Source organism: Lelliottia wanjuensis, assembly GCF_030238365.1.
GTDB lineage: Bacteria > Pseudomonadota > Gammaproteobacteria > Enterobacterales > Enterobacteriaceae > Enterobacter > Enterobacter wanjuensis.
Map to the genome: position 1 here is coordinate 170,463 of NZ_JASSOT010000061.1, position 23,211 is coordinate 193,673.

At 39.1% G+C, this 23,211-nt stretch carries 24 protein-coding genes; 11 read left to right on the plus strand and 13 right to left on the minus strand.

Annotated elements, in window-relative coordinates:
- The first annotated feature begins 187 nt into the window (after positions 1 to 187).
- Positions 188 to 976 carry a hypothetical protein gene (locus tag QQF33_RS12500; RefSeq protein WP_285157899.1) on the plus strand — a complete coding sequence of 263 codons (789 nt, stop codon included), beginning with the start codon at positions 188 to 190 and terminating at the stop codon, positions 974 to 976.
- A 119-nt stretch (positions 977 to 1,095) separates the two neighbouring features.
- On the opposite strand, the gene QQF33_RS12505 is transcribed toward QQF33_RS12500, so the two are convergent.
- Genes QQF33_RS12505 through QQF33_RS12515 form a run of 3 tightly spaced genes read right to left on the minus strand, consistent with a single transcriptional unit; the run spans position 1,096 to position 5,657 of the window.
- Complete coding sequence (locus tag QQF33_RS12505; RefSeq protein ID WP_285157900.1) at positions 1,096 to 1,839, minus strand: hypothetical protein; 744 nt, start codon at positions 1,837 to 1,839, stop codon at positions 1,096 to 1,098.
- The gene (locus QQF33_RS12510; RefSeq protein ID WP_285157901.1) at positions 1,840 to 5,427 is read right to left on the minus strand and encodes a VgrG-related protein; all 3,588 of its coding nucleotides are present in this window, start codon (positions 5,425 to 5,427) and stop codon (positions 1,840 to 1,842) included.
- Between the two features lie 2 nt (positions 5,428 to 5,429).
- A complete protein-coding gene (locus tag QQF33_RS12515) occupies positions 5,430 to 5,657 on the minus strand; it encodes a hypothetical protein (RefSeq protein ID WP_285157902.1) in 228 nt (75 codons plus the stop codon).
- A 350-nt stretch (positions 5,658 to 6,007) separates the two neighbouring features.
- Here QQF33_RS12515 and QQF33_RS12520 point away from each other — a divergent pair, with 350 nt between their 5' ends.
- The 3 genes from QQF33_RS12520 (at position 6,008) to QQF33_RS12530 (ending at position 8,268) form a co-directional block, all read left to right on the plus strand.
- On the plus strand, positions 6,008 to 6,268 hold the full coding sequence (locus QQF33_RS12520; protein ID WP_285157903.1) for a helix-turn-helix domain-containing protein: 261 nt from the start codon (positions 6,008 to 6,010) through the stop codon (positions 6,266 to 6,268).
- A 460-nt stretch (positions 6,269 to 6,728) separates the two neighbouring features.
- The gene (locus tag QQF33_RS12525) at positions 6,729 to 7,808 is read left to right on the plus strand and encodes a hypothetical protein (RefSeq protein ID WP_285157904.1); all 1,080 of its coding nucleotides are present in this window, start codon (positions 6,729 to 6,731) and stop codon (positions 7,806 to 7,808) included.
- A 40-nt stretch (positions 7,809 to 7,848) separates the two neighbouring features.
- Positions 7,849 to 8,268 carry a hypothetical protein gene (locus QQF33_RS12530; RefSeq protein WP_285157905.1) on the plus strand — a complete coding sequence of 140 codons (420 nt, stop codon included), beginning with the start codon at positions 7,849 to 7,851 and terminating at the stop codon, positions 8,266 to 8,268.
- A 110-nt stretch (positions 8,269 to 8,378) separates the two neighbouring features.
- Here the strand turns inward: QQF33_RS12530 and QQF33_RS12535 are convergent, their stop codons facing one another.
- The 4 genes from QQF33_RS12535 to QQF33_RS12550 all read right to left on the minus strand — a co-directional run bounded on the left by QQF33_RS12535 (position 8,379) and on the right by QQF33_RS12550 (position 13,749).
- Positions 8,379 to 9,863 carry a hypothetical protein gene (locus tag QQF33_RS12535; RefSeq protein ID WP_285157906.1) on the minus strand — a complete coding sequence of 495 codons (1,485 nt, stop codon included), beginning with the start codon at positions 9,861 to 9,863 and terminating at the stop codon, positions 8,379 to 8,381.
- Between the two features lie 578 nt (positions 9,864 to 10,441).
- The gene (locus QQF33_RS12540) at positions 10,442 to 12,130 is read right to left on the minus strand and encodes a retron Ec67 family RNA-directed DNA polymerase/endonuclease (protein WP_285157907.1); all 1,689 of its coding nucleotides are present in this window, start codon (positions 12,128 to 12,130) and stop codon (positions 10,442 to 10,444) included.
- Between the two features lie 272 nt (positions 12,131 to 12,402).
- Complete coding sequence (locus tag QQF33_RS12545) at positions 12,403 to 13,494, minus strand: hypothetical protein (protein ID WP_285157908.1); 1,092 nt, start codon at positions 13,492 to 13,494, stop codon at positions 12,403 to 12,405.
- Between the two features lie 60 nt (positions 13,495 to 13,554).
- A complete protein-coding gene (locus tag QQF33_RS12550; protein WP_285157909.1) occupies positions 13,555 to 13,749 on the minus strand; it encodes a helix-turn-helix transcriptional regulator in 195 nt (64 codons plus the stop codon).
- A gap of 240 nt (positions 13,750 to 13,989) precedes the next feature.
- Here QQF33_RS12550 and QQF33_RS12555 point away from each other — a divergent pair, with 240 nt between their 5' ends.
- Positions 13,990 to 14,514, plus strand: a complete 525-nt coding sequence (locus tag QQF33_RS12555) for a hypothetical protein (RefSeq protein ID WP_285157910.1) — start codon at positions 13,990 to 13,992, stop codon at positions 14,512 to 14,514.
- On the opposite strand, the gene QQF33_RS12560 is transcribed toward QQF33_RS12555, so the two are convergent.
- The 5 genes from QQF33_RS12560 to QQF33_RS12580 form a co-directional block, all read right to left on the minus strand.
- Positions 14,489 to 15,409 carry a tyrosine-type recombinase/integrase gene (locus QQF33_RS12560; protein WP_285157911.1) on the minus strand — a complete coding sequence of 307 codons (921 nt, stop codon included), beginning with the start codon at positions 15,407 to 15,409 and terminating at the stop codon, positions 14,489 to 14,491. The two genes, QQF33_RS12555 and QQF33_RS12560, sit on opposite strands and share 26 nt — an antisense overlap.
- Positions 15,410 to 15,446: 37 nt before the next feature.
- A complete protein-coding gene (gene radC, locus QQF33_RS12565; protein ID WP_086529302.1) occupies positions 15,447 to 15,890 on the minus strand; it encodes a RadC family protein in 444 nt (147 codons plus the stop codon).
- Positions 15,887 to 16,420: a hypothetical protein gene (locus QQF33_RS12570; RefSeq protein ID WP_285157912.1), complete on the minus strand. Its 534-nt coding sequence runs from the start codon at positions 16,418 to 16,420 to the stop codon at positions 15,887 to 15,889. The genes radC and QQF33_RS12570 overlap by 4 nt, the downstream gene beginning before the upstream one ends.
- An 82-nt stretch (positions 16,421 to 16,502) precedes the next feature.
- Positions 16,503 to 16,928 carry a DUF2787 family protein gene (locus tag QQF33_RS12575; protein ID WP_285157913.1) on the minus strand — a complete coding sequence of 142 codons (426 nt, stop codon included), beginning with the start codon at positions 16,926 to 16,928 and terminating at the stop codon, positions 16,503 to 16,505.
- 248 nt (positions 16,929 to 17,176) lie between these two features.
- Positions 17,177 to 17,557: a hypothetical protein gene (locus tag QQF33_RS12580; RefSeq protein WP_285157914.1), complete on the minus strand. Its 381-nt coding sequence runs from the start codon at positions 17,555 to 17,557 to the stop codon at positions 17,177 to 17,179.
- Between the two features lie 132 nt (positions 17,558 to 17,689).
- Here QQF33_RS12580 and QQF33_RS12585 point away from each other — a divergent pair, with 132 nt between their 5' ends.
- The 6 genes from QQF33_RS12585 (at position 17,690) to QQF33_RS12610 (ending at position 22,451) form a co-directional block, all read left to right on the plus strand.
- Positions 17,690 to 17,983, plus strand: a complete 294-nt coding sequence (locus tag QQF33_RS12585; RefSeq protein WP_285157915.1) for a helix-turn-helix domain-containing protein — start codon at positions 17,690 to 17,692, stop codon at positions 17,981 to 17,983.
- Complete coding sequence (locus tag QQF33_RS12590) at positions 17,980 to 18,510, plus strand: hypothetical protein (protein WP_285157916.1); 531 nt, start codon at positions 17,980 to 17,982, stop codon at positions 18,508 to 18,510. The genes QQF33_RS12585 and QQF33_RS12590 overlap by 4 nt, the downstream gene beginning before the upstream one ends.
- Positions 18,511 to 18,520: 10 nt before the next feature.
- Positions 18,521 to 18,868: a hypothetical protein gene (locus QQF33_RS12595; RefSeq protein ID WP_285157917.1), complete on the plus strand. Its 348-nt coding sequence runs from the start codon at positions 18,521 to 18,523 to the stop codon at positions 18,866 to 18,868.
- Between the two features lie 22 nt (positions 18,869 to 18,890).
- Entirely contained in the window at positions 18,891 to 19,316 is a 426-nt protein-coding gene (locus QQF33_RS12600) for a hypothetical protein (RefSeq protein ID WP_285157918.1), read from the plus strand.
- A gap of 889 nt (positions 19,317 to 20,205) precedes the next feature.
- Positions 20,206 to 20,856 carry a hypothetical protein gene (locus QQF33_RS12605; RefSeq protein ID WP_285157919.1) on the plus strand — a complete coding sequence of 217 codons (651 nt, stop codon included), beginning with the start codon at positions 20,206 to 20,208 and terminating at the stop codon, positions 20,854 to 20,856.
- Positions 20,857 to 21,389: 533 nt separating this feature from the next.
- Positions 21,390 to 22,451: a restriction endonuclease gene (locus QQF33_RS12610; RefSeq protein ID WP_285157920.1), complete on the plus strand. Its 1,062-nt coding sequence runs from the start codon at positions 21,390 to 21,392 to the stop codon at positions 22,449 to 22,451.
- Positions 22,452 to 22,534: 83 nt separating this feature from the next.
- Here the strand turns inward: QQF33_RS12610 and QQF33_RS12615 are convergent, their stop codons facing one another.
- Positions 22,535 to 23,164, minus strand: coding sequence for a hypothetical protein (locus QQF33_RS12615; RefSeq protein WP_285157921.1), 630 nt, complete (start codon positions 23,162 to 23,164; stop codon positions 22,535 to 22,537).
- Between the last annotated feature and the right edge of the window lie 47 nt (positions 23,165 to 23,211).

The window sequence follows — 23,211 nt, forward strand, 5'->3', positions numbered from 1 at the left end:
TGGTTGCTTACCAGCGAAAGCCTTTCGGGAAAGTCTAAACTCTGCATGCCCTGTTTGGTTAATAGGTTTCAGAAACACATCATCGGGAAGGACCATTAATAGCTCAAAACGTTCATATATCCAAAGCATTAGCAGGTTAACATAGTTTTGAGAACAACAGAGTCTAGCTATAAAAAGGATATTTGTTATGCCAAATAATCGTGATGATTTCACTCCCGCAATTAAAAGAGATTTAGCTGATCGCGTAGGCTGGATCTGCTCCTATCCGCAGTGTGGACAAAGTACAATCGGTCCAGCGTCTGAGTCCGAAGCCGAAAAGATAAACAATGGGATTGCAGCACATATTTGTGCAGCTGCGCCGGGTGGGCCCAGATATGATAGCAGCATGTCTCCTGCAGAGCGTAAATCCATAAGCAATGGGATATGGATGTGCCGTAATCATGGTAATCTAATCGACGCAGACGATAGCAATTTTTCGGTAGAGGAACTTAAGCAGTGGAAAAAAGATGCAGAATCGGCGGCTTATGCACGTCTTTCTTATCCTATCCAAAGTCAATCAGTAGGTTATTCTCAACGAGATATTAATATTCTCGTTGCTTATACAGACATTTTTAGCTACCAGTATATTCAACAACTTATAAATGAACCTTTCCGCGCAAAAGTACCTGTAGCTGTGATCGATCCTTTATATAACTGTATGAACCTAATGGGTAATCCAAATTATTCGTTTAATGCACCTGATTTGGAAATAATTAGGAAAGAGTTAAATGACAAGATAATTGCTTTTAATACACACTTTAGTAAAGAAAGTGGCGGGAATCCTACATATTATGATTACATTGATCTTAATTTAATACGACAACGAAATCCAAATAGTGTAGATTATTACGTTAAGTATATTGAAAATACACAGTTGCTTGCATCATGCGTAGGCGATGTTGCCATGAAACTTCTCAATATCCGAGCGAGACTTTAATGCTTTCTATTTGCTGTTAAATTTTAATATTTGTAATTTATTTTCAATAAAATTTAGCTAAAGTCCTAACCATTAGGAAAGGACTTCATTGACGATAGCATATATAAAAATAATAACAGTCAGCGAATAAACCAGCTTTTATACTGTTCACTAGAAATATCCAAGGCTACACCAAACTGGCAGGATACAGTTGTTATCAAGGCTTCACCCTGACCAAGACGTTCTTTAGATTGGGTCATTGCAGCACTTTCAAGAATAAAACCAGAGGCCATAAAATAAGTACCAATCTGGATATTCCATGTACCTTGTGGCATACCGTTAGATCCGATCCTATATCCACAAGGTGGTCTTAATGCTTGTTTCAGAACACTTGCGTCCATCTGGAAATAAGATAAAGCTGACTCACCTGCTTCCCCTGAACCACCCTCATAATTAGTTTCTGGATATACACAACTAGAAAGTTCTATTGCATCGTGATACCTAGATATGTTGGAGCGGCTAGTAACAATAAAGATCATATCAAGATTTATGCCACCAAATTGAGAACCTTGATACATTCGAATTGTTTGTGCCCTGGTTTTATATAATGCATGCTTAGTTAAATCCAACTTACCGAAAGCTTTTTCCATTAGTCCACTGTATGCCATGTTACCTGCTAGAGCCATTTTCTGCGAGGTACTTTGTATGTCGCTCATATATGCATCAAAGGGTTGAACCATTGCACTACTCCCTGACAACCCAAAATCATTAACTATAGGGGCTATAAATTCAGTAGTTGTGTATCCTGGGCATGTTAATTTTACAATAGCATCTGGCACATTACCTGAATACATATCATCAAGGTCTAACGGTATCTTTGACATTTAGTTATCCCACAAAAGTTTGTTGGCAAAGGCCAATCCATAATCATCAATATTGGAAGGTGGTCTGATAGAACCTGCATTACTAGGCATAATAGGAGCAGGTTGTGAGGGAATAACAGATGGATTATTATTTCTTGTATTTTTCAATACTTCATTCTCACGAACCAACGTAGAAGAACTAGCGTCCAGTTGAGCAGGTTTAGCAATAATACCAGAAGCAGTAGGTGTTAATGGTGTATCACCAGCTACAATACCGGATGCTCCTGATGGTGTTATTCCGGTCTGTTGTCCAGTATTCATCGGCATAACCGCTTGGCTTGTTGTATCAACCGCAGTAATACCTTTAGCCGCATTTTCTTTAGTTAATACAGCTTTTGCTACGGCCCATTCTCGTTGATATCTAGCGGTCATAGATCTTTGTGTACTTATAGGACTCTTGCTGTAATCCTGCTGGATATGAGCAATTCTATCTTGATAAATAGTATCAATCATTTTTGCTTGGTCTTGTGGGCCATCACCTGATATACCAGCCTCTTTAAATGCCCTTTCAAGCTTGCTGGCACCACCCGATGAGCCATAAGCAACTGCTGACACATAAGCGGCTTCCTGCACTGCTTTAGACTGTTTATTTATATCAACACCAGTATTCTTCTGAACTCTGTTTACCACAGGGTTATAATGAGTAGCTATTATGAAATCATCCTGTGCTTTATCCATTGCAGCAGCACCTTCAGAAGTTGAAGTAAATTGCCTGTATGCTGCATTGAATGCAGGTGTTCCAGGAGTCAAGCCAGCGAATTGTCCCGCAAAAGCCTTAGCTTGAGGACTACGCATAAACTCACCCATAGTACCTGTTTTGGATGCTATCTGATGCCCACCGTAACTAACTCCGCCTATATCCCCAGCCCCTGTTGAAATAGACCGTACATTACCGCGAGATTCAAAATAACCAGACATACCCCCCCGTTCATTACCTGCCATGACTGTATTAGCAACATCCTCAGCTTCATTTCCGGTATTTGAGACAGTTGATTTAATACTATTTAATGCTTCTGGGGGGAGTACTCCTCCCGGCTGATTTTTTGTAGGTCCAAAAAATCCACCACCCCCACCGCCAAACATATTAGCAAGCCAATCCGATACATTACCACCAGTCATAGCGTCTGCTGACACACCCATTGTAACCATAGGGAATATACCAGTAGGTAACACATTGGACACCCACCCCATTAGCTTATTCACTAAACTATGTTGGCCTGCATCATCTACATAAGCATCTGCTTTAGCACTGCCATCTATTCCGGCATCAATAAGGTCGCTGACTTGTTTTTGATCTTGTGCGGGTAATGAATCAATAGCAGTAATAGATTTCTGTGTTTTAATCTGCAATGAATCGATTGAATTAGACGGTTGATTTTCGCCACCTGTAGATGTGATAGATTTACCCACATCTTGTTTCTGGTTAATCACATCCAGAGCAACACCAATACCCTGAACATTTTTAGCATCCACACCTTTCTGGTTAGGTATCACGGTTGTATTAACATAATCCATAATGGCAGAGTATACTTCTGGATAGGCAGAAGGCATAGCAGAACTCTCCATTATCTGCATCAGCCTCTGTACATTACCACCTGCGGTATTATTAATATAGTCACTGATATTCTGAGTGCTCAGACAACTTTTCTGATACTTGCGGAGTTCTTTTATATCATCTTCGTCATATTTTCCGCTTTTAATCATTTCATCTACATACATAGCCTCAGCTATTGGGCCTTTTTTCTTGATAGCGTCAGGAATATTATCTTGTGGGTCTTCAAATAAACCTGTTGCGCTTGAGCCAAGGAAACTACCGCCAACAGAACCGATTATTCCGCCGATTACACCACCAATAGCAGTACCGACAATAGGAACCACTGAACCAATAGCAGCACCTGCTGCGGCTCCAGCCCAAGCGCCTCCCATACTACCAACGGTAGAACCTACGGCTTCTTTGCGTTCAGCAGTATTATTGGCCGTCGCATAATCGTAAGCACCAACCGCCACGTTAGCTACACCGCTTGCCTTACCTAATACTGATTTAGCGCCTTTAGCTAATGCACCACCAGCACCCTCACCTAAAATGCTTGTTGCTGCTTTGGTAGCACCTTTACTGGATAATGCAGAGACACCTGTTTTAGCGGCAACCTTAGGAGCGGCTGCATAAATAGCAGCTTCCGTTAACGGATTAGCAGATGATTCAGGAACAGCAACCCCTTGTGGTGTCATGGGAGCCGCTTCTGCGTCATCACCTGACAACATAAGGTAGCCAGCACCGGCAGCCGCTGCTAATTTACCCCACTTACCACCTTTACCAAGAAGTTTCAGTAATCCTTTGCTACCCCCACCTCTTAATGCGGCACGTTCAGCAGCTCCAATAGCTCCAGATTCAGCAGCACGAGTTGCTGTACCACCACCGCGTTTGAATAAGCCTTTAGCTTTACCCGCTACTTTCGCTCCTACATATCCAGCTCCAATACCTGCTATATCAGAAACCTTATCTGAGATTGCACCATCGGTAGCCATATCTACTACATTGAGGCCAGGTATCATACTCATCAAGAGTTTGGTTATATCACTGCCGTGCTCACTGGCTTTACCGGCTGCGGCTCCACCTACAAAAGCGGCGCCGCTTTTCAGTTTGGCCTTAGTGGTGTCAGACAGTCCACGTTTCTTCAATCCAAATTCTATTTGTTGTAGGGTATGCAGGGTTCTTGTTTGCAGGGAACTGGTTTCAAGATGCTTTAATAAAGGTCCCAGCTTATTTAACTTGGCCGACATAGCATCAGATGAATTAGCAATTGCCTTTAATTGATTCAACTCATTAAGAAATTTATTACTATCCCCCAAACTAACGATGATATTATTCAGCGCATGTATCTGCGTCTTCTCATCTTTAGATGAATCCTGAGCTATTTTAATTAAGTCATTAAGCCTATCGACAGATTGAACCTCACTATTCATCCTATCAACTAACTCTATAAGCTGTTTTGTAGATTGTTCAGTTAAATCTGTCTGATTTTTAGTAAATGCGAGGAGTTCCTTGAATGCGGGACTCTTATCAAACATGCCAGAGCTGCCAATAGCCTGAGCCAATTGTTTGGCAGAATGCAATTTAGCCTGCTTACTGGTGTCGCCATTCACAGCCTTAACAATATCATCAGATAAATTAGATAGGCTTGTCTGCAAAACCGAGTTTAAGTCAGTAGATAATCCCGTCATCTTTTGGAGGTATTTATCTAACTGTTGATACTGAGTAGCATTTAATTTCTGCCCCTGTTGAAACAACCGGGCCAGTTCAGCATCCTGCGTTTTACTAAGTGCCTGTGCTACCTTTAAACTTTCCAATTGTTTCTTCAACAGGGTAGCAGCTTGCTCATTACCCGTGGTAATAGCAGAGTCGAGATCTTTAGTTACCCTCTTGATAACCTTTTGGCTCACCATAGAGCTTTGTTGGACAGCCTTATTAATGGCTTCTATAAATTTCTTATCTTGTTTAACAGAGCCGCCGCTGGCAGCCCTGGCTAATCTGGAAACGCCGATGTACATTATTATCTCCGTTTCATGGCTTCATATGCTTCCGGAAATAGCTGACGGAAATCAGTAAAACTTTCGATAAGATCAAAATCTGGCTTTCCATAGTCTGTAAGAAGCCCCTTTACTGGAGTCTCTCCCTCTAACAATAAATCATCAACGAACTTAGTATCCTTTAAGTGATCTGGAACTACACTTTTATCTATGCTTCGCTCTTTCCTATTTTTACTATTCTCAACACTCATTTGTTATTCCTTATATAAATAATGGCTCAATTGGCTGTTTATTAAGTATTGACATGAATAAAATTGACTTAAATCAAATAAAATGAATTTATTTAAACATTCCTAATATCTGTATATTTGATGATACTCATATATAAGGACACATAATTCACCCTCTTTATGTAACCTCACTTAACTTATCAATATTAAAAGGAATTATCATGACTTCAACTGCTTAAATGCGCATATTTACTCATGCCAATTTACAGCTATAATAGTAGCTAATTACAGCATATTGAAATTTAAAATCATGATGAACCATATTTGCTATACCAGAATAATCCTTGATACGTATTATTATAGGTTTTCAAATGCAAAGAAAAATGACACCTCATGATGTTCAAGAAAAAATACGTTCGACCTTGAGACTCACCAGAAAAAGATTGAAACTATCACAAAAAGAATTAGCTGATAAATCAGGCGTACCGCTAGGTACTATTAAAAAGTTTGAACATACAGGTAATATTTCGTTTAGACAATTTATACTGATCTATGCAGCTCTTAATGACATAAGCCAGATAGTTTATTTAACTAGCAGTCAAGATATTAAAAAACAGCCAACGAACAATTAAATAGATATTAATATCCACAATAAGAAATCGGGATAACATCAAATGAATATAATCAGCTTTGCCAACACTCGTCCATACGATGTATATAAATGGTCCACAGAATACTTCTTACAGAATGGATGCTCAAAGAATAAAATCCAACTCATTCATCCCAACACCAGATATAACAAAAGGGCAAAAGTCATTATATGTTGGTTCATTGAAGCCCTCCAGAAGGACATAGAACTTATAAATAAAGAGGATGCTATTATTATCTTAATGGATAACAGAGAGACTGAACTGGAGAGATATGGGATTTTAATTGCAGATACGCTTAGGCCGAACAAATGTACAGATAAAGCCAGCTTCACATCTATTATATCAAGCGCGTGTTGCAATTTACCAAAATCATAAATAACTTTTATTCATCTAAAATCATCAATACCACATTCAACAAAATAGTAGAAACCCAGGGTATCTCATGACTCGTATTCACCAATTAATCAGGAAGCACCTCAATATTAGAAAAGCATCAGTTCAAGATAAAATAACCGTGGTTAGCCTCGCGTACATACTAAAAGTAGCATCGGCAAAAGATCTAAATGCTGTAGTTTTACGTTACACAAGTCAGAATGCTTTAGCCTATCGAACAAGCCTCAATCATCATTACGTGATTAAGAATATTAAATTCTGGTTGTGGTATTGCATATACAGCGGATTGAATGAAGAAGAAGCTGACGAGGCGTCTGATAACTTCGATATCCGTCCTAAAGATTTCCCTCTTTATCACCTGCTGAAACGGAGTCAATACTGGAAGGCCATTAAACAATTAAGCCTCAGCCAAACAAAAGAAGGTGGATTGCGTTATAAGGCCTGGTCTAGCTTACATCGGTTTGAGAGTATTATTCAAAAAGTCCTGAAAGAACAAGAGACTTATTTAAAGAAGTATATCCACAAGAAGCTTAAATTCCTAACCTTCAGTGGATATAGCGATGTTGAAGATATTTATTTTGAATTGCAGTACGCCGGGGTGATGGGTCTTTACAAGATGTATCCTATGTTCGACAGCAGGTTACATCTTACAAATATTTATAAAAGGTCAATTCAAAATTTTGGGTGCAACCAGATTAAGCACCATACGACACAGGGACGTTCAGTACTAGACAGGCAAGCAGACGGTACATTCCAGAGCAGAAAGGTATCACTTGATTCATTAATGTCTGTAGATTCAACTATTGAAGGTGACTACAGCTTATCAGGTGAAGACGAAGACACAAACGCGCTATCCTATGAAGATATTAACAATAAATTAGCTGTCCGAAAAGCACTGGCCAAAGTTACACATAAAGAGAAGCGGTTATTGGTTCTTTTAAAAGGAAACTATGATAAAGGGTTTTCATCATATCTACATAAGAACGGTCACAGTGACTCAGACGAATTATTCGACAAGATGCTCAAGTCAGGAATTCATAAATATGTAAATCTCGCAGCCAAATATCTAAAGATGAGTGTCTATGATGCTCACTCTTGTCTTATAAAATTAAGAGCAGTCGTTCAGTAACCATTAAAAATCACACTAATATTATTAAATAGAGGATGCTATGCAACCCACCTTATTTGTAGTTGGAACATTAGCTGATATTAATTTCGTCCATACCATTCTTGAAGCTATTGACTTTAATGTTACAGCCAGCAATCTTTATAAGATTAATAAAATACGATACAAACATATTAATAATGAAGAAAAACACGAAGTATGTCACATTGATAAAGATGTCAAATTGCAAGGATGTATATTTGCATTGCCTACCGGTCACGATTTTAACATCATGAAAGAATTAATTGTGTTGAATCTTGAAATGCAATGCACAGATCGAAAGCATAAAATTAAGTTTTACTATAACATAGCACAAATAGATAAACTCTCAGATATTATACAGTTCAGATCAGGTGATGCTACATTCAGCAGTTTCCTTAAAACTTGCAGTCAATATAATACACTAATACAAGATTATAAATAATCATCAAGATTCATTATTGCCATAGCCTATAATCTGACTATAATAGATGCGCTTCCACTTTTCACTGTAAGGGTTGGTTTGTTACTGGAGTGATTAGTGGAAGTAACAACTCAATATTTCCTCACAAGTTTAAGATATGGATGTTTCCACTCCTTTTCAATATTCAGCTTCCGGTTACTAACAAACCCATCGTGTTCCAATGCACACACACCTGAATGGGTTCTTACATAATCATACACAGCCCTACTTTCTAACCCTTGAATCATATGAGCCAGTAGTTTCCTGCGCATCTGCTGTGGTTGTCGTTTGACTCCAGGTTCTTTATAAGTACAGTTAAAATTCTGACCTACTGCATTTCTTACACACAGGCCATATCGGTTTGTTTTTCCTGTCGAACAATAATGATTTACCAGCTTTGTCAAAGCTTTTCGCAAGGGTTTCATAAAAATCCTCCACTGCTCAAGAACTGTCCTGCATTTATCCTCACCAAGAAACTTATTTAATTTTTTAAACACAGATGCTTTAGGGGATAAACTGACAGTCCCTGCATTAAAAATGGTTGCAAATCTGATCTCCTTTGCATGTTCCTCTTCAACCTCCAATTTATTTATAATATAATCTGTATCTAATCGCTTCAGGCATTTATCTGAAATCCCTATTTTATTAAATTCATGCCTCAGGATCTCAAGCTGACAACTTTTTATATCATAATTATAAGCAGATTCTAGACATGCCTTTTTCATATTGCCCGGAAGATATTGATATCCCGTACCTACTTCAAATGATCGCCCCCCTAGCTTTGCTGATTTATAAGCTTGTTTATACTTTACTATCAATGGTTCCAAAGAAACGATTTGTGATTCAACAGAGCAAAGGTGTGATATAAAATTATAATAATACCCCATGTTGACAGGGGTTGGATTCTGATTGCAATAATCCATCAAAGCATCTATGTTAATTGATATATATCCTATACTGTAATATACTTCCTTCAAAACATCCCTGAAGGATGAATCTTTAACATTTCGCTCAGATGTCATATGTTTAATCTTTTGTTTTCCTACATTATTATTTAATATGTCATTTAGTTTTTTTATACAACCCCGCTTATTATAAATATCAGTCAAGTATGTATATCGGTCATCTTTAGATAAATATTCCTCTCGTTCTTCAGGAAAGAGTTGAGCCAAAAAACCCTTTGATAAGGAAAACTCCCTACATTTTCTTGTGCAGTAATCATTTTCGATAATTTTAATTACCCCTTCTTTTGCTAACTCCTCAAGAGCTCTGTCAAAGGGTAAATTTCTGGATTGTTTGAATACTTCTGGCGCAACATCTATGCCTAGTTCATAAGGGAACGGTACAGAATATGTCCATTCTTTATCACCTTTAAACCTTGCTCTCTTCTTTGTGTTTCTACTCACCGTGGCACTACAGATCAGATGCTGAAGAAAATATGCAATAGCCGAGTAGTATTTTCTTTTATCACACGCTTTCCTGCGGTTTGCAATAGGGATACTGAAAATTATACGCTTATATGCAGTTAATGTTCTATCTGTAACTAAGATATTTTTCTCTGTGCTATATGGTTTCATAATAAATTCTCATTGTTTATTTATTTTTACAACAAGAACTTATTGATATTTCTGCAAATAATAGCTAGACGCGGTTTTTGATAGCTAACTCAAAAACCTGATTTTTTAAATTAACCGTATCCAGAGCATTATCTTTATATAGAAATGCATGTTATATAAGGTCTATAAAGAGACATATGTATTATTATATATCTGAGTTTTACCAGACTATAGCCATATATATATCATGCTCGCTGATAGCACCTGGGTGCGATGATATGATATATTTTTTTTTGTGCTTCTTTTTTTGCACCCTTCCTGATTCTGAGCACTTTCTGAGGGATGACGGCGTTACTGGATTACCGCTTGCCTTTTGGAATTATTAAAGAAAGCATTGAAGATGTGAGACAGAGCTTTGTAGTCGACAGATTCATCGGTCAATCAAATCTGTAATAATGTACTTAGAAGGTTTTAGCCGCAGATAACTGACGGCTTTGCGCCGATTCAGTGGGTTTATTTTCCAGTAGAGCGATAATTCATCACCAATTTACTAAAAATTTGCCATGACTTGTACTCATTCTTGTCAATGATATCTTGAATCAAAGATTAAAATTCTGATTTACCTTCTTTTGATAATGCAGGATAACATCATTGAATAAGTCGATTATTTTTTTAAAATTAGAAAAATCAATTTCCTTATGATTTTGCTTTACAATTATCTCCGCAAACTTTCTTTTTCCATAATGCTGTTCTTTATCAAATTTATTCTCAGCCGTGAAAGTTTTACTACCAAGCGTCTTCGAGAGTGTCTTACTATCAAAGAAATCCTCTATTTTTGACTCTTTCTTATCACCAATAAGCGGTGTTTTTACTATATAAAGGTTCTCACACACATAAGTAAATCCGTCACAAACTTCTCTGAAGTCGCTAAAATCACGGTTTATAATGCCATCTATACTACTTGAACCACTATCATTATCTAGTAATACTATTACAGGAAATACCTTTGGCGGGGAAGTGTATCTCCTCATTGACTGCCGATATGTTTTAATAAATTTTATGTTATTGCCTGTCCCATCTGTTATATCCAACAGTTTTCCCAATGTCCGGGTCTGCTTATAGATGGATAAATCTAATCTTTTTTTGGCTCCTTTTCTAATCAATTGAAGTTCAGGATAGCTATCAACAAGGCTCTGGAAAGCATATTTCAGATATATATTATCTGTTTCTCCTTCACATATGATGATCGTGCTTTTATTTGCAGCAAAGTTTTTATAGAACAAAAAAGAAGCATACATCCTTTCGAAAGAATCATGCTGAGATATATGTTTACACCCGCGTGTACCATTAACACCTGCTCTGATATTATATATAAAACTGAGCATACCATTTAGTCTTTCTAAACTGACATTCTCTTTTTTACCATCAATAGAAATAAAAGCAGTATTGATCTTAAAGAAACTATCTGCCATTGCGCGTACAAGATGCTTCACTTCACTTTTCACGCTTACCTTTTGATTAACAACTAATCCTGTGACATCTTGTCGTGAATTACTTAATTGTATCCTCGTCTTGCTATCATTAACTTTAAATCCTGCTCTATCGATCTCATTCCTTAATTTTTTACCAATAATGATCTGTATGTCATTGATGCTTGCAATTGATTCAGGGAAGGTTTTCTGATTGGTGGAAAATGTAATATCATCAACATAGCGAGTATAAAAACATTTATTCCTTTTAGCCAAGGAACTAAGTTTTACATCTAATATTTGACCTATTAGATTAGATATTATCGGTGAACAAGGACTTCCCTGAGGGAGTTTATTTTCATTGCAAGCTATTTGAGCAATAACGGATGCAACCTTTTCTGTTAATGCAAAGTTCTTATTGTAAATAAAATACCCTCTAACTCTACCAAAGTTAATGGTATCGAAAAAATTTTCAAGATCTATATTTAGAACTAGGTTTTTATTCTTATGCTTATAGGCATTCGTAAGAATGGATTTACCCTTAACAAAGCCATGTGCTGAAGTTTCAGTTTCCCTATCTTTACTAATCTGGTCAACACATTCCTGTAACCCCTTGGCAAGTCGTTTCTGGAGTTCTTTGAGTTTTCGTTCAGGAGCAGTAATACACCGATCTTCTCCACTTTTCTTTTTTATCTTAAATGTATTATATTTTACCTTACTTTTATATATCGTATAGGTTAATGCGGCAGGAGAACAACCAAGAATATGGGCAACATCAGATATGTTCTTAGCTTGTTTTAATTTTGTCAAAAATGACATGAGCAAACCTTTATATAGAGAATAGTGGGCACTATAGAAACTCTTTAGCACAGCGTGAGGCATTTACCTCTGGCGTAAAGCATACTTAGGGCGTTGCCTCTAACATTTTTTTCACATATCACGAAACATGATACAAAATCTATCTATAGGCCCACAGACATCCTAATCAGATCCAGCAATTATTTCAACATGCAGAGTAGCTTATGTCTTGAGAAGAACATCCTGATATACAGTGATAGATGCAAGTTATGCCACTAAGCAGCGGCTTGAACTTACCTAACTAACAGGCCTAAACGTTTCAGGCACTTAGTCCACAGCTTCCAAACCTGCTCCTTATCAAATAATTCGATCTTGTGTTTCTCAATGATGCCTTCAATTTTCCTTGAGATACGCCGTGTGTTCTGAGAAAGCCTCATATGCCGTTTCCATGCATTAAGGGTAAAACTCTTTGGCCTTTCCCGGAAGAACTTATCGATCTCCAAATAGGTATCCAGCCCTGTTTTGTACACCTCAAGACGTTCAAACGGATTAGCCATCTTATGCAATTCCTTCAGCATCACAGGCTCTTTCTGCTTACCTTTCTTCCTCTTACTTCCCGGTTTAGCATCTGGCTTAACACGGGCTTCTATGCGCAAAAACATCGGGTGGTCGTTCAGATTGATCTCCAGCTTCCCATCCACCTCACGGAATTTACGGGTTGATCCAGTGATATCAACTTTCTCATAAACCAGCATATGTAGATCAGACCTCACGCTGCCCAAACGAACTCCTGGCAATCCATCTGTACTAAGGTAGCTATCATCTCTGCGTATCCTCTTGACCCCCCAGATATAGTCATCTAGCCAGCAGCCATAAAGATCCAACGCCACATCGACCTGTGTTATCCATGCGGTTCTTAGCAGAGCCAACAGTTCCCCCTTCATGCGGTCATCCAGCCACTTAATTAACTTATCCATTTCTTCTGGTTCCAGATGCTGAGGCCGTATATCAAGACGAACAGCAGCAGCATGTTTATTAATAGGGTCAAAATCGATATGTATTAACATGCGGCCATTCTTAAAAATAAGAATCGCCCACCGATAACGATCCGGTCTCTTATCTTTGTGCTTATTCTTGATTAAGCGAGTTTCATAGTGTTTCCAAGATTTATTCCCTGTATACCTTAACCTCTTGTATAGAAACTTATATAATTTTGATTCTACATTCACATCCAACATGACGGTTATTTTGTCGGCCCGTATTTTCATTTTATGGCCTTCATTGCTATAACCTGCATCTTGAGATCCACAGCGTTCTACGTTCTTTTTGTTCAGAAGCATAATAATTCCTGATTTTAAGAAATAGAGAGCCATGCTGATTTTCATAAGCTCCCTATTCAATTTATCTTGTGTTTATAACGGGCTATTAGAGGAACTAACTTTGAGTTACCCAGCCAGTTGTACTTTCTGCAAGTTCTCAATGTGTTGCTCAATCTCATCCAGACGCCATGCAACACGTCGTGCTCCAATCTGCACCGGAGCGGGTAACAACCCAGCTTTGATCTGCCGATACACTGTTGCACGTGAAATTGGATAGATTTTCATGAGTTCTTTGAGAGAAATCAGTTGTACGTTCTTCATTGCTTTGTGCCTTGAGTTACGTGCAGGAATTGCACGTAGAGGCATTTACAACTTACTGTTTTTCCTTGATTCATGCATTCCATGACGGTCATTGCTATAAAAAACTCGTTTATGACCGTCATCGCATATATTTTCTTGTGATGACGGTCATAGATAACAATCAATGGGAGGAGTACGCTACCATCCATTGCGGTACAATGACGGTCATTGCCTCATAAACCAAAAGTTGCAGGGAGACGTATGAAAAAAGATAGTGATGACTCTGAACAGCTCGTAGTGAAACGAAATAGCCGCAAATCTCTTGCAGAAAAATTTGGGCCATCTATAAGCTTAAACTTGCATGACGATAGCCGCGAACGGCTGGTTGAGATAGCTCAGTGGCTCAATCCTTCATATTATAATGAACTTAAGAAGACTAAAGGACTTGTACTTCGCCAAACAATCAGCAATCTAATTAACATGATTTATATTGATAGTATCTATGAACCTAAAACAAAAGCTGCTAAAACGCTTAAAAAACTGTATGAACGTCACTTTGAATTAATTAGCAATCCTGAAATTGATCTAATTAAACTAAAATCCACCTTAACCAAGGAATATGCTAAACCTATAGATATAAAAAAAGGGAAGCTAGTTATTACCGAAAAGGGTTGGACCTATAAAGATCTAAAGCTAATTCAGGATTACCATTGGGTTATTCAAACTATGGAAGAGCTCGATGGTATTTCACGAAAACAAGTTAAAAACACAAGCACGAAGAAATAATTCGACTGGCTTCATCACTGCGCCTGTCGTACAACGCGGTAGTACTGATATCTCTGTGCCCCGCTAACTGACGCACAATGTTGACATCAGCGCCCTGCTCCAGCAGCCGGGTAATGAAAGTTCTGCGCAGGTCATGCGGAGTGAACGCTTCCAGCCCCGCTACTTCAGCTAACTGGTCAAGAATGACGGTAACACCTGCTGGTGTCAGCGCCTTCTGACCTACAAGCCCACTGCGGCAGATACCGGTGAATATTGCGTTACCGTTGCCCTTAGCCTTCAGCCACGCCTGTATCGCACGGGCAACCATGGGCGACACTGTAATCTGACGATGCTTTCGCCCTTTTCCCTGCCGTACCGTCAGTGTCTGCGTTTTCGGGCAATAGTCCTTTATATCCAGCGCGACAAGCTCGCCAACGCGCAACCCCGCACCACACAGCGTAAGAACAATAGCTTTATCTCTCAACTGGCGTAACTTTTGCGGATGCGCTTTCGTTGCCTCAATCAACCTTTTCACTTCTTCCCTGTTCAGCGCCCTCCCTTTATTACCGCTGTCGCCTTTAACGCGCTTCACCGTCTTAATGCGAGCAAGAGAATCAGCATCCAGCAGTTGCAGGTTGAAAGCCGTCTGGGTGACACCTTTCAGTGCCGCCAGTACCATATTGACCGTCGCCACAGCGTAAGTATTGTCCAGCAGGGTCGCCCTGACTTTAGCCACGTGCTCATAGCGTAACTGCGTCCAGTCATAACTATGGGCCGTTCCGTTATGCTGGAGTATGGCAGCACTCAGATTTAACAGACTCAACATGCTTTTTCTTCCGCTGACGGCAAGCCCGTTGAGATACACGTCTACCACGCTGGTTTCCTGCTGCTGCGCTGCTAATTTCAGTCGGCTCATAGTTAGTCTCATTAATACATGTTAAACCAAGTTACTTTCACACCAGCCCAAGTTCGGCCATCGAAACTGTTTGATCGCCGGCAACGATAAAGTGGTCGAGAACCCTCACATCCAGCAGTTCCATAGCCAGTTTAATTTTTTGAGTTATCCGCTTATCGGCATCGCTGGGTGAGGCTTCGTTACTGGGGTGGTTGTGGACGAGGATGAGTGCTGCGGCATTGTGCTGGATAGTGGCTTTGATGATTTCTCTGGGGTAAACCACCGTCTGGCTTAATGTTCCCTGAAACAACTCATGGAAAGCCAGGACTCTGTGCTGGTTATCAAGCAAGAATACGCCAAACACTTCTCTTTCATATTGCGCCAGCCGGAACAGCAAATAGTCACGTACATCATCAGGTGAAAGCAGTTTGCGTCCTTTCCGTACCTGTCGCGCAAGTATGCGTTTGGCTTGCTGGATAACAGCCTGATCATTCGGACTCATGAGTTCACCTCTCCACGCTCAATAAAATAGATACCATCCGGGTAAAGCTGGAGTTTCCCTTCCTCATAGCGAAGTGAGTATCTGCTACGTGCTTTTTTCCTGTAACTGCTGCTGTCAAAGAAATATAAGTTTTGACTATCTGCATGAATAACAACTGACCAGTGAAATTGATCGCGTATGATTATTGCCCTGCTGTCGTTGCCCTCTAAATAAGACTGGATAGCGCGAAGAATTCTTGTCTTACTCAATGAACTTTGTGATTTGAAAGGTTGAGTGACCGTGACAGGGTATTTTCTGTATCGACTCTGAGAAAGGTCATTCAGCAATATATCCATTTGCGCGGAACCCATACCAGTAGTTAAACATTCAATAAGAGGCCAGTGCTGGCTATAACGTTGCAACAATGATTTGAATAATGTCTTTCTTTTTATTTTATTCCCATACAGCCAGTACATCATATTGGCTATACTATAAAAACCACATAAACAATCCAGATCGCCCTGCCGTGATGGCGTTACTTTATTTTTCATTGCTGATTCGCATCTTACTCATGACGTCATGATACTTATTTTTCGCGCGGGTTACTTCACTTAATCTTTATACTGCTATTAGTTAATCCCATGATGTTATCACAGTATATATTTTCGTTTTCCAGTATCGAATAAAATTTCGCTGCCACAGCTCAAATAATTCTTCTCCGTCTTCAATCTGCATATCACCCATCATAAAGTGCCATACATAGCCATGTGACCAGCTCACATCAAACTCCTTTTCCAGCTCTGGGTATGGATGTCCCATGTAGCTAAAGTCTGTCAGATAATCGAAATGCCATTCTTCATTTCGTTTTATCAGCCTGATTTCAACAGGATGAAACCCACCACTTTCACTGGAATAGTCATCATCGCGAAAGTTAATGACAACAGACCTTGATGCTGAATAATCAGGCCATTGGGATAATTCGCTGTAGATGGCATTAATAAAAGCGGGACTGATGGGCAAATTTATATTGGATTGATGGATAAGCATTTCAGCTTTCATTGTGCGTTTTCCAGTTAATTTGATTTATACGTATAGCTGTAATAAACCATTATGGTTTCAGTCAGAATTAAAGTTATACGTTGAATATCAAGCATATTAATAATGCAATGATACTGACTTGAATATAAATATAACCAGCCAGTGACGCACACATTAGCAACAAATAAATTTCAAAGCAAATAATTTCACAAAGAAACCATTTGCTCATTGATAATATCTAGAGGGCATTTTAATTAAACAACGAGGGATTATTTAGTATTCAGGGATAATTCAGCCGCTACCTGTTCCATAACTATTTTCAGCATTTTCTCGCGTGAAGAAGGCTTCATTGTTTTGAAGAGCTGAATCCAGAGATTTAATTGTTCATCACCATTAGCATGCACGTCCTGCTTTTTACTTCTTTCAGTTTTCAGACTCATTCCCGCAGCACTGATATGGTACACAAACCCCTTATGACCGGTTCGTTTCCTCTTTAACTCCGGGTGCATCTCCGCCAGCTTCTCCAGACGTAAACGCGCACCTCGTGCTGTTGAGGGCATTCCTTCCCTGCCTGCAAATCCCTCAGCCGTCAGCCACTGATCTGCATCATCGTTAATGGACAAGGTAGAAAACGGTGTTTGTTCGGTCATAAGTTTTCCATAAAAATACATCAGAATATCAATGCATTGGCAAAATAAGCACAAATACCCACAATGGGAATATTGAAAACTTCCGTTAGTTCCCATTTAATGTTCACGTACTAAGTAAATGGAGTTAATACCGTGAATAACATAACAGCATCGCAAAAAAGGCGATCAAAAGGAACCCTCCAGGACTGGCACAGGGCCGATATCGTGGCAGAACTTCGCAAGCGTGGAATCAGCCTTTCGCAGCTATCACGCGAACAAGGGCTGGCCTCCAGAACACTGAACAATGCCTTTGAACGCCACTATCCCAAGGCTGAAAGCATTATTGCCAGGGCTCTGGACATGGTTCCTGAACAATTGTGGCCAAGCCGCTATACAGGTAAATCCCCCAAAAGAACTGTAGTTTTGGATAAAAAGGATCAGAAATGACAATCAGCATCAGGGACGTTGTAGAAAGCTTTGAATACCTGTTTGGTTCCTTCTACCGCAAAGAATTTATCAAGACGCATCACTTCAATAAGGGTAACGAAAGGGAACTTTTACCACTGGTGAGATGGTATCTTTTAGGTCGCTATGACGACCGTGTATACCCCGAGTTTAAAGCCCGTCTTCAGGGAAGTCTTACAGGGAGTGGTTACATTGACTTTGTGATTGGCGACATCGCCGTTGAGTTTGCCGTTCGCAGCGCAACAGCCTCTAAAGCATCGATATCAGCAACAGTCCAGACTACCGAAATGAAGGAGCTCATGAAGTATGACGGTAAAGCATTACTGGTCTTATTCGACTTCTCTGACTCTTCTTACAGCGAACCAGAGATCGATGAGTTTCGGTACATCCCCTCATTAGGCAAGGGAAATCACAAATGCTCTGCATTTAATTTAGCCTACTTCTATATTGCCAGAAGAAGGCCATTTGAACTGGCAGGATCTCAAAGAATATCCGTATTTACTGATTAAGGAAGTCTTAATGAAAAAGGTCTTAATATTAGGAAGTATGATTCTGTTATCGGGCTGCGGCGATAATACACCTAAATGTAATAGCGATGATACTTTAGATACTCTTAGAAGTGTTATAAGCCAAAATAAAGGGCTTTGGGAAAATCTATCAATAGACAATATTAGGACAGTAAAAAAAGATGCTAGCGTGGGTATTGGCTATTGTGCAGCAGATATATCATACACAATAAAAGCAACTCCTAAGACAGCATTTATCGGTATAACAGAGGATACTAATTTTAATAGCGCCATTACCTTTACAACTCAGTTAACGGATGATGGTAAAAATATCTATGTAAATGTATGGGGATTGCAATAATCCATTTAACGAAAGGTGAAAAATGAAAAGAACATTTTTAATAATTCTGATGGCATTTGCGTTACATGCACAGGCAGCAGAGTTACATCGAATTGCAGATCTTAATGAACAAAAAACTTCTGACAATGCTGGAGTATTTACCAAAGGATCCTGGAACAATCTGAAAATCCAGTTAAATGGCTCACCAGATCCCAACAATGTAGATTTAGCAATGTATGGAACATGTAATATTGAGATGGATAAATCCAGCTACACACATAACGTAATAAAGGCAAAAGAAGGATACAGTATTCATGAATACACCTTTAACGAAAATACCTGCAATGTGAAGGTCGAAATACTGAATAGAAAGCCACAGGAAGCCCGAGTGACCACAACTGATGCTTGCCAGAGTTTTTGTGGTGCTCAGGGAGCCATACACACTGTCTTGGATGGCTATTATCGCTAACGGAAGCAACGCCGGGGGTGAATTTAGCCCCCTTCTCTTTGTATGAGACTAAAAATGATAGAACGCCTATCCCTCACAAATATACCTCCATTCTGCACATCGACACTGGAGTTTTCGCAGATTAACATTATCTATGGTGAATCAGATCATTTTCTGCGACTGCTATATATCCTCAGGAAATTCATTACTTCCCCATATAGCAATGACACCTTACATGATCATATCGCTTATTTATTAGGCAATACTGACTATAATATCAATCTGTCTTACGAAGGGAAAATACTGGAAGCAACACCAGCAAACACACTTTATAGGCAATCGAATGCCCTGCCTCCTGTTTACTTACCCTACACGGGGCTAATTCAACTTCATAGATTGTTGAACCAGCATGATATGGACATAGAGCAAATATACAAGGACATGATGGTGTTAATGAACCGAAGATCGGTAAGTAACAGAACAGATAGCCGCATTTACGATTCATATCTTTTCATGCTGCACAAATGCCAGGCATTGCTAGATGGGCATGGATTTTATGATTCCAGATGCGCTCAGTTTACATTTAAGAAAAATGGGGTTGAGCAACCGTTGCACTGGATGAACTCAACCGATAATGTATTAGCAAGCCTTGAATGGTTGATACAGAAAGGGGGATTGTTGGATGAAGGATGCCTATTTTGGGGACAAGTTAACATATGCAATACACATCTACTCTGCGAGTTAATCGATACAATCAGCTCCCGAAACCAGATATTTTTGACAACGACAAATAATAATATATTAAGCTCTTTGATAACGGAGTTATCCAACGATAAGTTAGCAGTATTTAACTGCAAAGATCTTATCGCGATGTAATCCCTTCTTCATATAAAAACATTAAGGCTACAAGATGGATATTTTTGAAGAAATGAAAAAGGCTACATTAGCTCGTATTATGAAAGCTAAGAATCTCAATTCTGAAGAAGAGTGGTTGAAATATTACCTTCACGGGCATCATTTTGGTTTATCCACTACTGCCTATGACCACTTCATTGATAAACCTAAACTTGATTTAGGTATCAAATTCCCTGATAACATTATCTGTATTAAGACGGATGATTGTTTCTTCCCAAAAGAATTCCAGCAAAATCCGTGTCAAGAGATTGTCATTTTAGATACGGATAAACAGCAGGTGCTGTATTACCTATTGTGTATAGGGCAGGCTGATACGGTATGTCCTCTATCTTGGCATATTGCTGAACCTCGCTATGATGAAATCCTCAGTAAAATTGGGTTAATTATCCTCCAATATGTGTTAGGTCAACATGTATTGTGTATCGACCATCGTAACATGTATTCGGGTAACATTTATTATTGGCACGGTATTATCAGAGCATTAAGTGAGAAAGGCTATCATGTATATAGCATAGTTGCTCCTGACAAAGCTGTAGATCATATTGATTTTGCAAGGGCACACCCTATCACTCAGCAGAATATGCGCGGCAATTTCATTGAAAAATTAGCGTCGGTAGATAATTATTGTTTTCTTATCAAAGAATAAAAAACAACCAGAATAGATGGCAAACTGTTAATAGTGTAAAATTTCCATCACCTATTAAAAACAAAATTAATTTAACCTTAGTAACATCGGCCGATATTTATCGTAATACTTTGAACGTTTCACCATCTCATTTAAAGGGAAGAATAAAAATCACTGAAAGCAACTCCTGGATATTTTTTTCTCACTTCTGCTAGTAATCCATACAGAGTATTGTTTGAGTTACCCAACATTGCATTTGCACTAAGAACTTGCTGGAATGTGGGAGGTATATTAACACCACCATCAATCGCAGATTGAAGCAACGACAGTATTGGTCCATTACCCACTGCACTATGCCTCGCTTAGGGCGATGATTTCCGCCAGCGTTGTCGTACTATGCAGAACATAACAACCTGTTCAAATGACTTCAAGTTTGGCTCTGATGATAGTTAAAATCTACAGGTCACTTTCCCGCTTGAGTGTTACTGCTCATTGGCGATAAACTGGACATTGAGGTTGGTTCCAGCTTTCATATACAAGGATTATTCGGCATTATGGCTGAGTTAAAGATAGTAAAAGATTGGGGTGGTTTTGAAAAATTTATAGCTCAGATCCACGAAGATGGCGATGTTATCGTTCAACATAACCAAACACTTACAGGTAAATCTGGAGCCTCAAGGCAAATAGACGTTGTAGTAACGGTACAAAAGGGACCATATGAATATCTAACTCTTATCGAATGTAAATTTTGGAATAGCTCAGTTAAACGTGAACAAATAGATGTGCTCTGGGCAAGTATGCAAGATCTAAATGCGTCTAAAGGTGCATTTTTCACCACAAAAGGGTTTCAAAAAGGAGCACAAAAATATGCAGAATCGAAAGGGATCTCTTTATATAAAGTACGAGAAATAACTGATGATGAATGGGGGAAACCAGGAAGAGTAATAGATATTTACCTTCAGGTCATTCAACGCACTGTCAGAAATTTCGTACCCGAAGTAAATGGTATTGCTGCTATCAACGGTGCAAAATTGCCAGCATCTGATGCCCCACTTCCAATAAATATTTCGTTGGGTGATGACAACAGCAGTTGTATGATAGTTTCTGAGCATAAAAAGAAGTATTCTACATTCGAAGCATTGATTACTCATCATAGCTTAGAGGTTATGAAGATTTATCTTGCAAATCCACCTCTCATAAATAGCGGTGAAGAATGTGTCCGTTACCTCTTATATCCGGTTAATCTATTATTCCCCAAAAACATTATTATCAAACAAAACTCATTTTTATTTAAAATGCCAAAAATATCATTTGAAGTTGGGATTAAAGTCCATCAATCTCGTATAATTGTCGATCGTAGTTCCAAACTTGCATATGCCCTCGCTGTCGTAGATTGTATAAATAAGAAAACCTTTGCAGTAAGTAAAGCCTTAGATCAGCCGAAACCTATTTGGACCCCATTGATTAATCATGACAAAATACAAGTTCAAAGCGGTTCAGATGAGAAACCTATTATCAACGGCAGCATTTTAGCCGTATCTATTAAAAATTTCTTCAGTCCAGATGAAATGGATGGACTCACGCCAACTGAACTGCGCCGATATGATATGATATGATATGATGAATAGTACAGCAGGTTACTGATTTAAGATGTAACCGTTTTTTAGTTTCCTGTTGGCATATGATAGGGTTCGGGAGCTTATAACTTCCCTGCATTCACAAAGGTCATACATAACTCGGTAGGAACAATTACGCTTTTCCAGGCCCCGTTGTTCTTTCCCAATCCAGCGTTAACCAGACCGTCCAAAAAAGCCTCATCCATTTCCACTGGTTGATCAGGGGTGATGGCTGTAAATGCCGCTAACTCTCCGATATCAAATGAAGGAATACGTTCAAGAGCAACCAGCAAACGCCGAAGAACATCAAAATCAATCTCTTCCCGTGCGAATGCCTTGAGGAACTCAGCCGCAACTTCAGGCTTATTTTCACTTTCCATCCGCTCGATGATTTCAATCAGCCTTGCGCCAGCCTTGCCAGCGAACTTATCGTCTTCATTCAATCGTTCGGTCATATTAATCCGCTCAGCATCAGACAAGTCTGAGAAGTGGGTGAGGAAACGAATAACCTTTTCAGTAAATAGCTGATCCCTAACAGAGCTGGCGGCTTTGTATAGGCCAACAGTAGTGCTTACAAAAGGGATAGATTCAAGCACATTTGATTCAATCAAAGAGTCAATACCAAGCTCGGCGTATTCCTTGCCCAGATCGACTATCACATTAGATTTTAAGGCGCTAACTAATGCGCAGCCACGTTTGGTGTCTTTTGTCATGATTCCCCAGTTACACATTTCTCTATAGATAGTTCAGGCTGAGGCTA

Coding starts and splice junctions, on each gene's coding strand:
- QQF33_RS12500 (WP_285157899.1), top strand. CDS start 188: ATGCCAAATAATCGTGATGATTTCACTCCCGCAATTAAAAGAGATTTA.
- QQF33_RS12505 (WP_285157900.1), bottom strand. CDS start 1,839: ATGTCAAAGATACCGTTAGACCTTGATGATATGTATTCAGGTAATGTG.
- QQF33_RS12510 (WP_285157901.1), bottom strand. CDS start 5,427: ATGTACATCGGCGTTTCCAGATTAGCCAGGGCTGCCAGCGGCGGCTCT.
- QQF33_RS12515 (WP_285157902.1), bottom strand. CDS start 5,657: ATGAGTGTTGAGAATAGTAAAAATAGGAAAGAGCGAAGCATAGATAAA.
- QQF33_RS12520 (WP_285157903.1), top strand. CDS start 6,008: ATGCAAAGAAAAATGACACCTCATGATGTTCAAGAAAAAATACGTTCG.
- QQF33_RS12525 (WP_285157904.1), top strand. CDS start 6,729: ATGACTCGTATTCACCAATTAATCAGGAAGCACCTCAATATTAGAAAA.
- QQF33_RS12530 (WP_285157905.1), top strand. CDS start 7,849: ATGCAACCCACCTTATTTGTAGTTGGAACATTAGCTGATATTAATTTC.
- QQF33_RS12535 (WP_285157906.1), bottom strand. CDS start 9,863: ATGAAACCATATAGCACAGAGAAAAATATCTTAGTTACAGATAGAACA.
- QQF33_RS12540 (WP_285157907.1), bottom strand. CDS start 12,130: ATGTCATTTTTGACAAAATTAAAACAAGCTAAGAACATATCTGATGTT.
- QQF33_RS12545 (WP_285157908.1), bottom strand. CDS start 13,494: ATGAAAATCAGCATGGCTCTCTATTTCTTAAAATCAGGAATTATTATG.
- QQF33_RS12550 (WP_285157909.1), bottom strand. CDS start 13,749: ATGAAGAACGTACAACTGATTTCTCTCAAAGAACTCATGAAAATCTAT.
- QQF33_RS12555 (WP_285157910.1), top strand. CDS start 13,990: ATGAAAAAAGATAGTGATGACTCTGAACAGCTCGTAGTGAAACGAAAT.
- QQF33_RS12560 (WP_285157911.1), bottom strand. CDS start 15,409: ATGAGCCGACTGAAATTAGCAGCGCAGCAGCAGGAAACCAGCGTGGTA.
- radC (WP_086529302.1), bottom strand. CDS start 15,890: ATGAGTCCGAATGATCAGGCTGTTATCCAGCAAGCCAAACGCATACTT.
- QQF33_RS12570 (WP_285157912.1), bottom strand. CDS start 16,420: ATGAAAAATAAAGTAACGCCATCACGGCAGGGCGATCTGGATTGTTTA.
- QQF33_RS12575 (WP_285157913.1), bottom strand. CDS start 16,928: ATGAAAGCTGAAATGCTTATCCATCAATCCAATATAAATTTGCCCATC.
- QQF33_RS12580 (WP_285157914.1), bottom strand. CDS start 17,557: ATGACCGAACAAACACCGTTTTCTACCTTGTCCATTAACGATGATGCA.
- QQF33_RS12590 (WP_285157916.1), top strand. CDS start 17,980: ATGACAATCAGCATCAGGGACGTTGTAGAAAGCTTTGAATACCTGTTT.
- QQF33_RS12595 (WP_285157917.1), top strand. CDS start 18,521: ATGAAAAAGGTCTTAATATTAGGAAGTATGATTCTGTTATCGGGCTGC.
- QQF33_RS12600 (WP_285157918.1), top strand. CDS start 18,891: ATGAAAAGAACATTTTTAATAATTCTGATGGCATTTGCGTTACATGCA.
- QQF33_RS12605 (WP_285157919.1), top strand. CDS start 20,206: ATGGATATTTTTGAAGAAATGAAAAAGGCTACATTAGCTCGTATTATG.
- QQF33_RS12610 (WP_285157920.1), top strand. CDS start 21,390: ATGGCTGAGTTAAAGATAGTAAAAGATTGGGGTGGTTTTGAAAAATTT.
- QQF33_RS12615 (WP_285157921.1), bottom strand. CDS start 23,164: ATGACAAAAGACACCAAACGTGGCTGCGCATTAGTTAGCGCCTTAAAA.